The organism is Azospirillum sp. B4, from assembly GCF_000333275.1.
Classification (GTDB): Bacteria; Pseudomonadota; Alphaproteobacteria; order Azospirillales; family Azospirillaceae; genus Nitrospirillum.
Map to the genome: position 1 here is coordinate 1 of NZ_BACU01000234.1, position 15,834 is coordinate 15,834.

Annotated in this window: 10 protein-coding genes; 6 read left to right on the forward strand and 4 right to left on the reverse strand. The window is 65.3% G+C overall.

From position 1 onward, the window contains the following. Window positions 1-87 precede the first annotated feature (87 nt). From I55_RS09855 to I55_RS09865, 4 genes are all read left to right on the forward strand, one after another. The gene (locus tag I55_RS09855; protein WP_376739188.1) at window positions 88-765 is read left to right on the forward strand and encodes an alpha/beta fold hydrolase; all 678 of its coding nucleotides are present in this window, start codon (window positions 88-90) and stop codon (window positions 763-765) included. Window positions 766-923: 158 nt separating this feature from the next. Further along, entirely contained in the window at window positions 924-1,070 is a 147-nt protein-coding gene (locus I55_RS36980) for a hypothetical protein (RefSeq protein WP_159107154.1), read from the forward strand. Window positions 1,071-1,462: 392 nt separating this feature from the next. Next, window positions 1,463-2,875, forward strand: coding sequence for a tetratricopeptide repeat protein (locus I55_RS09860; RefSeq protein WP_083900989.1), 1,413 nt, complete (start codon window positions 1,463-1,465; stop codon window positions 2,873-2,875). A 254-nt stretch (window positions 2,876-3,129) separates the two neighbouring features. Next, window positions 3,130-8,346 (forward strand): DUF3060 domain-containing protein, encoded by a 5,217-nt coding sequence (locus tag I55_RS09865; RefSeq protein WP_159107155.1) that lies wholly within the window; start codon window positions 3,130-3,132, stop codon window positions 8,344-8,346. A gap of 128 nt (window positions 8,347-8,474) precedes the next feature. Here the strand turns inward: I55_RS09865 and parE are convergent, their stop codons facing one another. Beyond that, window positions 8,475-10,463, reverse strand: coding sequence for a DNA topoisomerase IV subunit B (gene parE / locus I55_RS09870; protein ID WP_044560364.1), 1,989 nt, complete (start codon window positions 10,461-10,463; stop codon window positions 8,475-8,477). Between the two features lie 135 nt (window positions 10,464-10,598). On the opposite strand from parE, the gene I55_RS09875 reads away from it, so the two are divergent. Further along, the gene (locus I55_RS09875; protein ID WP_044560365.1) at window positions 10,599-11,009 is read left to right on the forward strand and encodes an acyl-CoA thioesterase; all 411 of its coding nucleotides are present in this window, start codon (window positions 10,599-10,601) and stop codon (window positions 11,007-11,009) included. A 176-nt stretch (window positions 11,010-11,185) separates the two neighbouring features. Here I55_RS09875 and I55_RS09880 read toward each other — a convergent pair whose 3' ends face one another. The 3 genes from I55_RS09880 to I55_RS09890 all read right to left on the reverse strand — a co-directional run bounded on the left by I55_RS09880 (window position 11,186) and on the right by I55_RS09890 (window position 15,024). Next, complete coding sequence (locus tag I55_RS09880; RefSeq protein WP_199902539.1) at window positions 11,186-11,419, reverse strand: hypothetical protein; 234 nt, start codon at window positions 11,417-11,419, stop codon at window positions 11,186-11,188. 295 nt (window positions 11,420-11,714) lie between these two features. Further along, complete coding sequence (locus I55_RS09885; protein WP_044560367.1) at window positions 11,715-12,143, reverse strand: response regulator; 429 nt, start codon at window positions 12,141-12,143, stop codon at window positions 11,715-11,717. A gap of 160 nt (window positions 12,144-12,303) precedes the next feature. Continuing rightward, window positions 12,304-15,024 carry a M1 family metallopeptidase gene (locus I55_RS09890; protein ID WP_049973996.1) on the reverse strand — a complete coding sequence of 907 codons (2,721 nt, stop codon included), beginning with the start codon at window positions 15,022-15,024 and terminating at the stop codon, window positions 12,304-12,306. 221 nt (window positions 15,025-15,245) lie between these two features. On the opposite strand from I55_RS09890, the gene I55_RS09895 reads away from it, so the two are divergent. Next, window positions 15,246-15,788 carry a hypothetical protein gene (locus I55_RS09895; protein ID WP_044560368.1) on the forward strand — a complete coding sequence of 181 codons (543 nt, stop codon included), beginning with the start codon at window positions 15,246-15,248 and terminating at the stop codon, window positions 15,786-15,788. Window positions 15,789-15,834: the final 46 nt, after the last annotated feature.

Consider the following 15,834-nt stretch of genomic DNA (forward strand, 5'->3'; position numbering starts at 1 on the left):
GCCGCCGGGCAGGATTTCCTTTATGTCACTGTTGCGTCGCCATTCGGAGCATCGCCCCGCCTTGGGGAACGGCCGGTTCTGATCCTGTTGCCCGGTTTGCTGTGCGACGCGGCCCTGTGGCGCCATCAGACGCGTGATCTGGCCGACCTGGCGGACGTGCGGGTGGCGGATCTGACGGGCGCCGAGTCGATGGCGGACCTGGCGGCCGGCGTGCTGGCCATGGCACCCCGGCGCTTCAGCCTGGCGGCGCTGTCCATGGGCGGCTATGTGGCGCTGGAGGTCATGCGCCGGGCCAGTGATCGGGTGGAACGCCTGGCCCTGATGGACACCTCCGCCCGGCCGGACAGCCCGGAACAGCAGCGGCGGCGCCAGGGCCTGCTGGCGCTGGCCCGCACCGGCAGGTTCCGCGGCGTGACGCCCCGCCTGCTGCCCCAGCTGCTGCACCCCGACCACCAGGACGACCCCGCCATCGCCGGTGAGGTCATGGCCATGGCCGACCGTGTGGGGCGCGATGCCTTCATCCGCCAGCAGGGCGCCATCCTGGGCCGGCCCGACAGCCGCCCGGACCTGCCGGCCATCCGCTGCCCCACCCTGGTGGCGGTGGGGCGGGAGGACCAGGTGACGCCGGTGGCGTGCGCGGAGGAGATGGCGGCCGCCATCCCGGGCGCGCGCCTGACAGTGCTGGAGCGCTGCGGCCATCTGCCGCCCCTGGAAAGGCCCGGGGAGACCACGGCCCTCATGCGGGAATGGATGTCGGCGGCCTGAGCCACCCTTGTTTTCGCCGTCAAACGCCCCATCATCTGGATAGATGACACGACTTTGTCACCTGGCCGGTTGCGCAGCCGGCGAAATCTGGTCTAGGCTTTCCTTGTCGGCTCAACCGCCATCTTGATTTGGCCATCTGATTTGAAGGGATGACACCCATGGTCACCATCGGCATCGCTGCTTTCCTCGGCCTGAGCCTGCTCGCCGCGCTGTCCATCGCCGCCGTCAAGCCGGCCGAAGCGAACGCCCACCACGGCCATGACGGCCACGGGCATGACCATGGGCACGGTGGCCACGGCCACTGAGCCGTCGTTTCCCCCGCATTCATCCGGTCTGACGGCCGGGGGGTGTCCGCCTCCCGCCGCCTGGTCCGCCACATGACGAAAAGGTCGCAGCGATGCGGCCTTTTTTGTTTTTCGGCCCACAGTTGGCTGCGGGGAGGGCGACAGGCCGAGCGATGCCGGCGCCCAACGGTTGGGAATTGTGCGTAAACGTTTTATTAATGCTCGCAAAAATCATTTGCTCATCTGCATCCGCACAGCTTAGATGGCGCTGCTATCGGGGGGTGGCGCAAAGATGGAAAGCCTTGCCTTCATTGCCTGTTCGGCGTGAACCCGCCCGCAGGCGCGCAAGTCACGATGTCTCCAGCTGCACGCGATGAGCTGACGCCACGTCGGTGGAGCAGGAGCATTTCCCCATGTCCGCAGTCGGGTCCGCAGGCGGTACGATCACGCTGCCCCTTTCCAGCGCGGAGGCCCTGCGCCGGGCGACGGCGCTTCATGACCAGGGCGAGTACGCGGAGGCGGAGCTGCTGCTCAGCGGCGCCCTGGCGCGCGATCCCGGCCATGCCGATCTGCTGAATGCCCGGGGCGTCATGTTCGCCCAGATGGAGCGGCACCTGGACGCCCTGTGGTGCTATCGCGACGCGGTGGCGGCCAACCCGCGCGGCTCAGGCATCTGGACCAACCTGGGCAACGCGCTGACCAAACTGAAATACCTGGAAAGCGCCGTGAGCGCCCACCGCCGCGCCATCGAGCTGGCGCCGCGCGACGTGCTGCTGCATCACAACCTCGGCGCCTCGCTGGCGGAGGCCGGGAACCACGGGGAGGCGGCGCTGGCGTTCAGCCGGGCGCTGGAACTGGACCCCAACTTCCACAAGGCGCGGTGGGACCGGGGGCGCAGCTATCTCTACTTCGGCAACTACCGCCAGGCCTGGCCGGATTACGAGGTGCGGCTGGTCAGCGGCCAGGTGCCCGCCCGCGACATCGCCGGCGTCAACGGGCCCAGCACCAAATGGGATGGCCGCCCCTATGGCGGGCAGCGCCTGCTGCTGTTGTGTGAGCAGGGCTTCGGCGACACGCTGTGGGTGGCGCGCTACCTCTCCCGGGCCAAGGCCCTGGGCGGCGAACTGGTCATCGAGTGCCAGCGCGAACTGATCCCCCTGCTGGCGGAGCTGGGGGTGGCCGACCGCCTGATCCCCCGGGGCGAGCCTCTGCCGGAGACGGACTTCCACGCCCATCTGTGCAGCCTGCCGGGCCTGTTCACGCCGGACATGGCCAGCATTCCGGCGCGACCCTACCTGCGGGTGCCGGCGGAGCGCCGGGCCAAGGCCACCCAGGTGCTGGGGCCGCGTGACGGCCGGCTGAGGGTGGGGGTGGTCTGGTCGGGCAACACCAGCTTCAAGCGCAACCATGAGCGGGCCCAGCCCCTGATGCGCTTCTTCCAGGCCTTCGCCCTGCCGGGCGTGCAGCTCTACAGCCTACAGAAGGGCTCGCCCGAGAAGGCGTTGGAGGAGTTGCCCCGGGGCGGCCCCATCATCGACCTGGCCCCCCACCTGGGCGACTTCGCCGACACCGCCGCCATCGTGGAGCAGTTGGACCTGGTCATCATGACCGACAGCGCCGTGGCCCACCTGACCGGCGCCCTGGGCAAGGAGGTGTGGGTGCTGCTGGGCGACGTCGCCCACTGGCTGTGGCTGCTCGACCGCGGCGACTGCCCCTGGTACCCGACCATGCGCCTGTTCCGCCCCCGCGCCGAAGGCGACTGGGACCACGTCTTCGATCGCGCCTCGAATGAGCTGACGCTCAGGACGCGGATTTTGGAGATGTGAGGCGTTGACGGCCTTTCCAAGACACCTCGGGGCGTTGGGATTCAAACGCCATAAAATCTTGTGATGGGAGAATATTATTCATGGTGAACACAATATCCCAGTATGGAACCACTGTCACGCTCGCGGCTGGTGTTAGTAATTATGTAACCGGATGGAATGATACAATAAATGGTTCTGGAGCTTCTGCAACGTTGTCTGCTGGAACCTCTGGTAATACTTTGACCGGCAGCGCTAATGGGATAACCTTGGAGGCGATGTCCGGCGCGCAGTATGTCTCAGCAACAGTCAGTGGATCAGGCAACAATATTATTGCAAATGATGGTTCGTACCTAACAACCAGTGGCAATAACAACAAAGTCACAGCCACCAACGCAACGGTATCGTATGGCGCCACTGGAATTACTGAGACCGTGGGCGGCAGCGGTAGCAGCATCAATATGACTATGACCAGCACTCTTTTTGTCAGCGGCACCAACCAGCATATATTTACTACTGATGGTGCCAACGGCCAAGTTGCCGTCAAAGGCGATGCCATCTATGTAACGAAAGGGGACAGTGGCGCCGCTAGCATCGTCACCATCACCAGCAGCGGTCCCATAGCGGATACGATCCGTGTCGGTTACACCACATCGGGGACCACGATAAGCGGCGGTGCCACCATCCTGAACAGCGGAGGAACGGTGATCGTCGACGACACCGGCACCGCCATTTCGGGAAACGGCGCCAATTCCACCCTGACCGGCTATGGCACCACCCAGGTCAATGTTGGTGGCTCTGGGACCTTCACGGCCGCAAGTGAGACATTGGCTGTGACAACAGGCAATGTCGCCGTTGCCGGCACCAACAGCACGGTCAGTGTCAGCGCGGGAGCTAAAGCCACAATTTCCGGCTCCGGTAACACCGTGACCGCCAGCGGCAACGCCACACTGATCGCCTCCGCCGGGACATCGGTTCTGGTAGGCAGCGGCGCCGGCGCCAGCCTCACGGGTGCCACCGGAATATCCGTCCGGTACACCGGCGATGGCACGACCATCAATCTCGCGACGGGAAGTGCTACCGCCGCCGGGTCTTCGGTCTCTGATACCTTGACGAGCATCAGCAGCCTTCAGGCCCTGGGCAATAACGATGTCATCGTGGCCGGCAGCAGCGCCTCGCTGTCCATCGCCGGAAGCGGCGACGTCATAACCCTGACCGGTTCCGGCAATATCATCAGCGGCACCGGCAGTGCGAGTGTTTCGGTTACGGCGGCCAGCAGCAGCCAGACCATCAATGCGTCCAATAGCGTCGTTGATGTGCGCGCCGGCAGCGATACCCTCCTTCTAGGGGGCGGCGGCAACACGGTAACCAGTAGTAATGGCAACAGTGCGACTGTCACGATCACCGCCGCAAACAGCACGGAGACGATCAATACGGCCGTCAGCACCATCGATGTCCGCGCGGGTGGTGACACCGTCATTCTGGGTGCGGGCGACGATACGGTCAAAAGCACCAACGGCAGTACGGCCACGGTGGCGATCACGAGTGTCAACAGCAGCCAGACGATCAACCTCACCAACAGCGCGGCGGATGTTCAGACATCGGGCGTCACCGTGACCTTGGGCGGTGGCGGCAATACGGTGAAAAGCACGACCGGTAATAGTGCGTCGGTCATCGTGACAGCGGTCAGCAGCACGGAAACGATCAACACGGCGAGCAGTGTCATCGACGTGCAGGCGACGGGCGACACCATCATTCTAGGCGCCAGCGGCGACACGATCAAAAGCACCAACGGCAGTACAGCCACGGTGGCGATTACAAGCGTCAACAGCAGCCAGACTATTAACCTCACCAACAGCACGGTGGATGTCCAGACGTCAGATGCCACGGTTACCTTGGGCGGTGGCGGCACCACGGTGAAGAGCACGACGGGCAACGCCGCGTCGATCGCTATCGTGACCATCAACAGCAACCAGATGATCAACCTTACCAACAGCGCAGTGGACGTCCAGACGTCGGGCGCTACGGTTACCTTGGGTGGTGGCAGCAACACGGTGAAGAGCACGACGGGCAACAGTGCGACTGTCACGATCACCGCCGCAAACAGCACGGAGACGATCAATACGGCCGTCAGTACCATCGATGTCCGTGCGGGTGGTGACACCATCATTCTGGGTGCGGGTGGCGATACGGTCAAAAGCACCAACGGCAGTACGGCCACGGTGGCGATCTCAAGTGTCAACAGCAGCCAGACGATCAACCTCACCAACAGCACGGTGGACGTTCAGACGTCAGGTGCCACGGTTACCTTGGGCGGTGGCGGCAACACGGTGAAGAGTACGACGGGCAACGCCGCGTCGATCGCTATCGCGACCATCAACAGCAACCAGACGATCAACATCACCAACAGCACGGTGGACGTCCAGACGTCGGGCGCTACGGTTACCTTGGGTGGTGGCAGCAACACGGTGAAGAGCACGACGGGCAACAGTGCGACTGTCACGATCACCGCCGCAAACAGCACGGAGACGATCAATACGGCCGTTAGCACCATCGATGTCCGCGCGGGTGGTGACACCATCATTCTGGGGGCGGGCGGCGATACGGTCAAAAGCACCAACGGCAGTGCGGCCATGGTGGCGATCTCAAGTGTCAACAGCAGCCAGACGATCAACCTCACCAACAGCACGGTGGACGTTCAGACGTCAGGTGCCACGGTTACCTTGGGCGGTGGCGGCAACACGGTGAAGAGTACGACGGGCAACGCCGCGTCGATCGCTATCGCGACCATCAATAGCAGCCAGACGATCAACCTCACCAACAGCACGGTGGATGTTCAGACATCGGGCGTCACCGTGACCTTGGGCGGTGGCGGCAACACGGTGAAGAGCACGACCGGCAACAGCGCGTCGGTCATCGTCACCGCCATCAGCAGCACCGAAACGATCAACACCGCCAGCAGCGTCATCGACGTTCAGGCCACGGGCAATACCATCACCCTAGGCGCCAGCGGTGACACGGTCAAAAGCACGAATAACAGCAGCGCATCCGTGGTGATTTCTTCGTCAATTTTAGCGACCAGCGTCACAGAAACCATTAACATCAGCAATAGCGCGGTCAATGTTCAGGCCGATCACACCACGATTACCGTAACGGGATCGAATGATAGCGTGACCCTGAGCAGCGGCGCGGATGTCGCTATCTCCAGCGGCACCAACAACACGCTGATCGCGACCAACGGTACGGCCACGCTCAAGAGCACGAGTGGTACAGCCACGCTGGTTGGCATGGGCGCGGGCAGCACTTTAATGGCTGCGGGAGGTGTCGCTGTCGCGAAGTACACCGCCGCCAATACGACCGTTAATCTTGTGAGCGGCAGCGCCCAGATCACCGGCAGCAGCGTGTGGGATAAGCTGATCGGTATCAGCACCTTGATCGCCTCGGGCAATTCCGATGTGGTGACGCTAGGTGCCAATCAGACGGCGACCCTCACGGGCAGCCAGGATACGGTGAGCCTGACGGGGGGAGGCGCCACCGTAACCGTTTCCGGTGCAACGGTTACGGTGTCGGCAAGTGTCTCCGTATCCATTACGGGTGGCGGCGATACCATCACAGCGGTCGACCATGCCTCGGTCACAGTCGGCGGGAATGGTGAGTTCGGCGCCTCTGACACACTGACGCTTTCCAACGGAACAGTGATTCTGAAAGCGTATTCCCACCTGGATGTACAGGGCAGTGGGAACTTCATTCAAGTTGCTGATCACGCGATGATTGGCGCTGGAGGCGGATCAAATACCGTCACCGTCACGGGCGACGGTGGTTATGTCTGGCTGGCGGGTACGAACAACACCGTGACGGCCAGCAGCAATATAGTCATCGTGGAGGACAACGCGCAGGTCAGCCTGACGGGAGCCAGCAATACGGTGCAACTGTGGGCAAACGCGACGGCGACCATCTCCGGTCTCCACAATACGCTGACCCTCACGGGCGGCAATACTGTTCATGCGGACAGCGGTGAAGACCTTACCATTGGTGGCAATGGCCAGTACGGTACGGATAGCACTCTTTACATTTCGTCGGGGGCCGTCACGGTAACGGACGATTCCCATGTGGAAATATCTGGCTCCAGCAATACGGTACAAATCGGCAGCAGGGATACGGTCGGGATCCAGGGGAGTTCCAACACCGTTTCGGTGACCGGTACTGGCGGATCGGTCTGGCTGACCGGGACTGGCAACACGGTGACGGCCAGCGGCAACGCCATTGTCTTTGAGAACAACGCCCAGGCCAGTCTTACCGGCGCTAATGACAGTGTGCAGCTATGGGCTGGTGCCAGCGCGGTCATCACCAGCGCGGGTGGGAACAATATTACCGCAGCCAATGGCGATGCGGTGACGATTGGGGGCAATGGTGAGTTCGGCACCTCTGACACCCTGACGCTTTCTAACGGAACAGTGATTCTGAAAGCGTATTCCCACCTGGATGTACAGGGCAGTGGGAACTTCATTCAAGTTGCTGATCACGCGATGATTGGCGCTGGAGGCGGATCAAATACCGTCACCGTCACGGGCGACGGTGGTTATGTCTGGCTGGCGGGTACGAACAACACCGTGACGGCCAGCAGCAATATAGTCATCGTGGAGGACAACGCGCAGGTCAGCCTGACGGGAGCCAGCAATACGGTGCAACTGTGGGCAAACGCGACGGCGACCATCTCCGGTCTCCACAATACGCTGACCCTCACGGGCGGCAATACTGTTCATGCGGACAGCGGTGAAGACCTTACCATTGGTGGCAATGGCCAGTACGGTACGGATAGCACTCTTTACATTTCGTCGGGGGCCGTCACGGTAACGGACGATTCCCATGTGGAAATATCTGGCTCCAGCAATACGGTACAAATCGGCAGCAGGGATACGGTCGGGATCCAGGGGAGTTCCAACACCGTTTCGGTGACCGGTACTGGCGGATCGGTCTGGCTGACCGGGACTGGCAACACGGTGACGGCCAGCGGCAACGCCATTGTCTTTGAGAACAACGCCCAGGCCAGTCTTACCGGCGCTAATGACAGTGTGCAGCTATGGGTTGGGGCTTCCGCCAGTGTCACGGGAGCCGGCAACACTGTGACGGTCACTGGCGCCAATACCACGCTGAGCCTCTCCACCAATGGCGTCGGTCCCAGCGGCGAACTGGACCTGTTCGTCACTCACGACCAAGTCTGGCTGCAGCAGTCGGGCAACGATCTGATCATTGATCAGTTGGGTGTCGCCCAGGATGTAACGCTGAAGAACTGGTTCGCCAGTTCCAGCAATGACGTCGCCACCATCAAGGCCAGCGACGGCTATATCCTGTCGCAGGCTGACGTAAACAGCCTACTGGGCGCGATGACCACCTTCCAATCGTCGCACTCCGGTTACAACCCGCTGACGACGACGGCGACGAGCACCGGCAACAGCTACTACGGCGGGGCCGTGAGTGGCTCCTGGCACACCTGAGTGAGCGGCGGCGGCTTTCGGGACCTGTCCTGAAAGCCGCCGCCTTTTATCCTGCCATGAAACGCGAAACGCCTGAACAGGTCTCCCCGTTCAGGCGTTTTCGGCTTCCGGTGCGGCGGCGGGGCCTGTCAGACGTCCAGGTCCTGCGCGAACTTGGCGTTTTCCTGGATGAACTTGAAGCGCAGCTCCGGCTTGCGGCCCATCAGGCTTTCCACCAGGCTGGCCGTGCTCTGCGCGTCGTCCTTCTGCTCGGGGTCGCGGATGTCGGGCACGGTCACGCGCAGCAGGGTGCGGCGCGTGGGGTCCATGGTGGTTTCCTTCAGCTGGCTGGGCTGCATCTCGCCCAGGCCCTTGAAGCGGCTGATCTCCACCTTCTGGTTGGCCTTGAACACGCTGGCCAGCAGCTCATCCTTGTGGGCGTCGTCGCGGGCGTAGCGGACGTTGCCGCCCTGGGACAGGCGGTAGAGCGGGGGCAGGGCGAGGTAGAGGTTGCCGTTGCCGATCAGCGCCGGCATCTCGCGGTAGAAGAAGGTCATCAGCAGCGAGGCGATGTGCGCGCCGTCGACATCGGCGTCCGTCATGATGACGATGCGCTCATAGCGCAGCCGCTCGGCGGAGAATTCCTTGCCGGCGCCGCAGCCCAGGGCCTGCACCAGGTCGCTCAGTTCCTGGTTGCCGCGCAGCTTGTCCGTGCTGGCCGAGGCCACGTTCAGGATTTTGCCGCGCAGGGGCAGGATGGCCTGGGTCTCACGGTTGCGCGCCTGCTTGGCGCTGCCGCCGGCGCTATCGCCCTCGACGATGAAAATTTCCGTGCCCTCGGCGCTCTGGCGCGAGCAGTCGGCCAGCTTGCCGGGCAGGCGCAGGCGGCGGGTGGGGGCCTTGCGCGCCATGTCCTTGGCGGCGCGGCGCCGCGCCCGCTCCTCCGCCTTTTCCACCAGGCGGTCCAGCAGCACCTTGGCGGCGTCCGGCGCGGCCGACAGCCAGTGGTCGAAATGGTCCTTGATGGCCACTTCGGTCAGGCGGACGGCTTCCGCGCTCACCAGCTTTTCCTTGGTCTGGCCCTGGAACTGCGGGTCGCGGATGAAGACGGACAGCAGGATGGTGGCGCCGTCCACCACGTCCTCGGCCGTCAGGGACGGGCCCTTGCGGTTGCCCACCAGTTCGCCATAGCCCTTCAGGGCGCGGGTCAGCGCCTGGCGCAGGCCCTGCTCATGCGTGCCACCCTGGGGGGTGGGGATGGTGTTGCAGTAGGTGTGGCTGAAGCCTTCATCGTCCTCGGGCCAGGCGACGGCCCATTCCACGCGGCCGGCCTGGTTGGGGAAGTCGGCCTGGCCGGCGAAAGCGGTGGGGGTGACGGTGCGCCGGTCCTTCAGGGCCGAAACCAGATAGTCCAGCAGGCCGTTGGGGAAGTGCAGCGTCTCCGCCGCCGGCACGGGGCTGTCATCCGCCAGCAGCGACGGATCGCAGCTCCAGCGGATTTCCACGCCCCGGAACAGATAGGCCTTGGACCGCGCCATGCGGTACAGTCGCTCCGCCTTGAAATGGGCGCCTTCGCCGAAGATCTGGGCGTCGGGGTGGAAGCGCACCAGGGTGCCGCGCCGGTTGTTCACCGGGCCGGCGTTCACCAGCGGCGTCAAGGGCACGCCCCGGCTGTAGCTTTGGGTGTACAGTGTGCGGTCGCGCGCCACTTCCACCGTCAACTGGTCGGTCAGCGCCGTGACGACGGACAGGCCCACACCGTGCAGGCCGCCGGAGGTGGCGTAAACCTTGCCGCTGAACTTGCCGCCGGAATGCAGGGTGGTGAGGATGACCTCAAGCGCCGACTTGCCCGGGTATTTCGGGTGGTCGTCAACCGGGATGCCGCGGCCGTTGTCGCGGATGGACACGGTGCCGTCGGCCGCCAGTTCCAGGTCGATGCGGGTGGCATGGCCGGCCACCGCCTCGTCCATGGCGTTGTCCAGCACCTCCGCCACCAAGTGGTGCAGGGCGCGTTCGTCCGTGCCGCCGATGTACATGCCGGGACGGCGGCGGACAGGCTCCAGCCCCTCCAGGACCTCGATGTCCTGGGCGGAATAGCTGTCTTGCTTGCGGGCGGTATTTTGAAACAGGTCGCTCATGCCCCATTATAGGAGTGGGCGCCGCCGCAGTTCAAGGACCTGGGGCGGTGGATCAGCCCGCAGGACCACCACATTTTGTAAGGATGGACGCGATAGCCTCCCAGATCGGGGGTATCCGGCCCGGAGTACTGAGCGATGAACGACCAACCGCCCGCCCCTGACTTTTCCGCGCCCGACTTTTCGAAGGCTCCGGCGCTCCGCACGTTCGCCATGCCGGCCGACACTAACGCCAACGGCGACATCTTCGGCGGCTGGGTGCTGTCGCAGATGGATCTGGCGGGGGCCGCCAAGGCCGTGCGCCGGGCCCGGGGCAAGGTGGCCACCGTGGGGATCGAGGCCATGAAGTTCTACCGCCCGGTGGCGGTGGGCGATGAGCTGAACTGCTACACCGAGATCCTGGCCGTGGGCCGCACCTCCATCCGCGTGCGCATCGACACGTGGGTGCGCCGTGGCGCCACGGGGGAGGCGGTGCAGGTGACGGAAGGCGTCTTCACCTACGTCGCCATCGGCGAGGACGGCCGCCCCCGCCCCGTCGGCGCGGAATAGTCCGGCCGCTACACCTAGGACCTTTTCCCTCTTCATAGGCCGCGTTCCCTCTTCATAAGCCAAGGGGCGGATGCCCCGCCGGCGCTTGAGGCAAACGAGCAAGCCAAACGAAAACGGGCCCGTTCCAATCAAGGAACGGGCCCGTAAACGTTAGGCCAAAGCCCCGACGAAGTGGATTAGTTGCCCTTCGGGGGTTCGGTCGTCGAGGGCTCCGGCGTGGCCGGGGCGGGGGTGGTGTTGTCCGTCGGAGCGGGCGCCGGGGTGGCGGTGCTGTCAGACGGGGCCGGGGTGGCGGGCGCCTCGGCGGCCGGAGCCGCGGGGGCGGCAGCCGGAGCTTCGGTCTTCGGCGGCGGCGGGGCGTCGTGCTTGTCGCAGGCCGCCAGGCCGAGCAGCAGTACCGGGGCGAGCATCAGGGCTTTAAAGCGCATATTCCTCTCCTTCTATGCGTCTTTACGCGCGGGTTCGGCCCCGCACGTCTTTGACGTCGTGACCCAAGGCTATCTGGGCCACGACAATGATTTTGCAGCGTCTTCCGGCGGAATTAAGGCAAAGCCGCCGACGCGTGCGTGAAATTTGCCGACGCGTTAACCAAGGCCGACGCGCCATCGCCCTGATAACACGCCAGACCGGGCGCCATTCCAAGCAAACAATTCGTTCTAGGCCTTTTTGACCCCGGGGCGTCCGCCGCTCAATGGGGATTTCATCCTAGTCCTTGGGTGCGGCAAGCCGCCGCAACGCCAGGTCCAGGGCCGATTTCAGCTGGCCGGCGGAATAGGGCTTTTGCACGAAGCCTAAAGGATAGGTCAGGCTGGCCCGGGCCATCGTCTGCTCGTCCGTGTAGGCCGATAGGAAGACCGAACGCAGGCTGAATTCGTTCCTGAGTCGCCGGGCGGTGTCGATGCCATCGACCGTTCCCTTCAGCCGGATGTCCATCAGGGCCAGATTCGGCCGGCTGCTGGCGGCCAGCGCCACGGCCTCCGGTTCCGAGGCCGCGATGCCGCAGACGTAATAGCCCAGGTCCTCCACGGTCAGGCGGATGCCCAGGGCCACCAAGGCGTCATCCTCGACGATCATGAGCCGGACGGCCCCTTCCTCGTCGCCGTCGGCTTTCGCGCTGATATCTACCTGACTCATGGCTCCCCTGACGCTGGTGACATCCCGGCGCGATGCCTCATCGGAAGCCGCCCCCGGCCACCGCCCCCGCATACTCTCTGCGCCGTCAGTAGGTACAGCAAGCCGGTTACCTTAACAATTCGGCCAGATGATCGAAACTTTCGGGATTAAACTTTTGGGATTATTGCCTTTGCGCCGGCGGGCTGGTTTCGGCCGCCGGGGCCGAGTGTTGCGCCGCGCACAGGCGGATGCGTTCCACCGCCTGGTCCACGGTGCGCCCGCCCCCTTCCAGGTCACCCGCCAGGGGCCGGAAAAAGGCCTCCACCTGGGCCGCAGCCTGCGCGGTGCACAGGCCTTCCAGCGGTGATGCCAAGGCGCTGAGCGTGGCGGTGGAGCCCCGGGCGCGCAGGTGCGCGATGTTGTCCTGCACCCAGGCCCAGTAAGCCGGCAGGTGGCTGGATTCGCGCCCCTGGCCGCGAATCAGCATGTTGACCTCGTTCAGTTTCAAGTAGGGGGCGAAGGCCAGATCGCGGATCTCCGCCGCCAGGGCGGGGTCGGTCACGCGGTTCAGGGTATCCACCACCATTTCCCGCGCCTCCGCATCGGTGGAAGTTTTCAGCCGGTCGATCAAGCCACTGACGTAGGGGCGACCCAGTTCCTGCGCCATGACGGCCATGCCCGTCGCCTCCACCTCCAGCGGGCGCTTGGCGGCCCGCATCAGGGCCAACAGGTCGGCGCGGATGTCGGCGTCGCGCAGATCCAGCGCCAGGAAGGCCACCAGCCGGTCCCGCAACAGGGCGGTGTTCTCCGGCGCCACCCGGTCGAGCTTGCCGGGCAGCAGGCCGACGCGGGCCATGACGGGCTTCCACGCCTGGAGCAGGAACAGGCGCAGGGCCGCCCGCTCCTCCTCCGTCGCCGCCTGGTCCAGCAACTGTTTCAGGCGGGGGAAGGGGGCGGCGGCCACGTCCCAGGCCGGCACGTTGGCCACGCTGACGGCGGCGGTCAGGTACAGGGACTGGGGCTGGTGACCGGCCCGGACCTCCCCCCACAGGCTTTCCAGCAGTGCCAGCTGTTCCGCCGCCGACAGGCGCGGCAGCACGGCCAGCAGCCGGCGCCAATGCTCGGTCGTCAGCGAGAGGTGGAAATAGCCGCTGCCGGTCGCGTTGGGGACCAGCACGGCGGGGCAGGAAGACTGGTTCAGCGCGAAGTTCTGGCGCGGCGCGGTCACCATCATGCAGGACGGCGTGCCGGCTGAGGCGGCGCGCACGCACATCGGTATGACCCAGCGCTGGGCGGTGTCCACCGTCGAGCCCAGGGGGCGATAGCGGCGCTGCGCGGTCAGCACCTGCAGGCCGCTGCGCGGGCAGGTCCAGCCCACCGTCAGCCGGGGCAGGCCCGGCAGGTTGATGAAGGAACGCAGGGCGTCCACCAGAACCGGGTCGCGCACCGTGTCGGCCAGCGCGTCGAAGAAGTCGCGGGCGGTGGCGGTGCCGTCCAGGTGGCGGCGCAGGTGGGTATTAACCGCCTTGCGGAAGGCGGGGGCGCCGATATAGCCCTCCACCATGGCCAGGACGCCGGCGCCCTTGCGATAGGTGATGTTGTCGAAGGCGGTTTCGATGTCGCTGGTGGTGACGATGGGCTGGTGGATGGCGCGGGTGGAGGCCAGCGCGTCCAGGTCCATGGCCTCCAGCGCCTCTTGCTCCACCACGCGGGCGGTCAGCATGCGCGGCTGCCAGGCATCCACCGCTTTCGGCGCGAGCCAACTTGCGAAGGCTTCGTTCAGCCAGATGTCGTCCCAGCCGGCGGGGGTCACCAGGTCGCCGAACCACTGGTGGGCGATCTCATGGGCATGCAGCACCAGGAAGCGCCGGCGGGCGTCGACCGTGTCGTCGGCGGCGACCAGCAGGCGCTGCTCGCTGTACAGGATGGTGCCGGCGTTCTCCATGCCCACGGCGTCGAAGTCGGGGGCGGCGATCAGGTCCAGCTTGCCATAGGCGTAGGGGATGTCGAAGTAGCGTTCCATGGTCAGGAACAGGCCAGGCGTCACCGACAGGGCGTAGGCCAGGCGCGGCCCCTTGCCGTGCAGCGCCACGCCGCGCAGGGGGATGGGTTTGCGCCGGGCGCCGTTGGGCGGGATGGTGGGGCCCTTCACGATGTCCAGCGGCCCCACGGCGAAGGCCAGCAGGTAGGTCGGCAGCGGCCGGGTGGGCGCGAAGGTCAGGCGCCGGCGCCCGTCGGGCAATGTCTCCGTCCGCACCGGCAGGGTGTTGGTCACCGCCTCGTCGCCCGCCTTCACCGTCAGGGTGATGTCATAGGGCGTCTTGAAGCGCGGCTCATCGAAGCAGGGCCAGGCCTGGCGGGCGCTGATGGCCTCGAACTGGCTGAAGGCGTAATTGCGTCCGCTTTCACTGACGCGATAGAGGCCATCCAGCGTGCTGTCGAAGGGACCTGTGTAGACGAAGCGCAGGGTCACGGTTTGCGGTTCCAACGCGCGGGGGAAATCCACGCGCGCCGCGCCATCGGGGGTCACCTGCTCCCAGGTGGCGGGCAGGCGCTGCCCCGCCGCGGTCACCACCTCCACCATCGCCATGTCCAGCCCCCGGCCGTTCAGCCAGACATGATCGGTGGCCTTCAACAGCGCCACCTTGATTTCCACCTGGCCGGAGAAGTCGCCGTCATCCGGATCGATGGACAGGTTCAGGCGATAGCGCAGGGGCTTGGCCGTGTCCGGCAGGCGCACGGTGGGCGCCGCCTCTTGCTCCCCCCCCTCTTGCCCCGCCACCTCTTGTTCAATTGCCGCCTTGGCCGTCCGGTCTTTCGCCGCCGCGGTGCCGGTCAAGGCGGTCACCGGCGCCAGCAGCAGGGCCAGGGTCAAGACCGTAAGGCGGAAAAGGACGATCAAGGCGTCAAGCTTCCCAGGATGGATGGGGCGCCGAATGATTGGGCGACGGGCACTATGGTCGCGAGGGTCTGTCCCGCGCAACGGGCGGATGCCTTCTCCACGCGCTGGAAATGAGCGGCGGTCATGCAAGCTACGTCTTTCCTGTATATGGTGTCGCGACTTTAACGGAGCGACGGCGGGGAAATATGCGGCGATGGATGCGGGTGGCTGTGATCGCGCTTATGGCGGGGACCTATGCGCTCGGGCTCTGCGTCCCTGGGGCCGGCGCAGGGGCGGCGGAGGCCAAGCCCCTGGTTTACCGGCAGCCGCTGCGCGACAAGTTGTTCTATGGCTTGGCGCTGCTGTTGCGCGACGCGGAGGTCGCAGCGGCCATCGCGATGTCGCCGGACCTGCGCCGTCTGGCGGCTGACCGCCGTGTGCGGGCGAAGGGTGCCGTTGACAGCTGCGGTGGCGATGTCGGCTGCTACGTCCGCGTCTTCGACTGGTCGGCGGAGGAGGTGGCGCAAGCGGGCCAGGCCTTGCAGGCGGCGCTGGCGGCCCATCCCGACGCCGCCCGGCGGCTCAACGCCGCGCTGGAGGCCAGCGGACTGTATCCCGATGGCCCGGGCCAGGCGGCTGATGGGAGCGTCCGCGCTTGGGTGCACGCCGCCGCCATGGCCCCACGCATCCTGGGCACCTATGCCGGTGGGGAGAAGCCGCCGCGCGGCCCCGCCATAGACGGCCCGGCCTATGACGTGCCACCCCCGCCCTATGCACGCTGGTGAAAACNGCNGTGTCGGTGCTGGGCGATGCCTGGGGGAAGGCCCGGGG

Excerpts from the sequence above, each read along its gene's own strand:
- I55_RS09865 (WP_159107155.1), top strand. The coding sequence starts at position 3,130 with ATGTCCGGCGCGCAGTATGTCTCAGCAACAGTCAGTGGATCAGGCAAC.
- I55_RS36980 (WP_159107154.1), top strand. The coding sequence starts at position 924 with ATGGTCACCATCGGCATCGCTGCTTTCCTCGGCCTGAGCCTGCTCGCC.
- I55_RS09880 (WP_199902539.1), bottom strand. The coding sequence starts at position 11,419 with ATGCTCGCCCCGGTACTGCTGCTCGGCCTGGCGGCCTGCGACAAGCAC.
- I55_RS09860 (WP_083900989.1), top strand. The coding sequence starts at position 1,463 with ATGTCCGCAGTCGGGTCCGCAGGCGGTACGATCACGCTGCCCCTTTCC.
- parE (WP_044560364.1), bottom strand. The coding sequence starts at position 10,463 with ATGAGCGACCTGTTTCAAAATACCGCCCGCAAGCAAGACAGCTATTCC.
- I55_RS09895 (WP_044560368.1), top strand. The coding sequence starts at position 15,246 with ATGGCGGGGACCTATGCGCTCGGGCTCTGCGTCCCTGGGGCCGGCGCA.
- I55_RS09875 (WP_044560365.1), top strand. The coding sequence starts at position 10,599 with ATGAACGACCAACCGCCCGCCCCTGACTTTTCCGCGCCCGACTTTTCG.
- I55_RS09885 (WP_044560367.1), bottom strand. The coding sequence starts at position 12,143 with ATGAGTCAGGTAGATATCAGCGCGAAAGCCGACGGCGACGAGGAAGGG.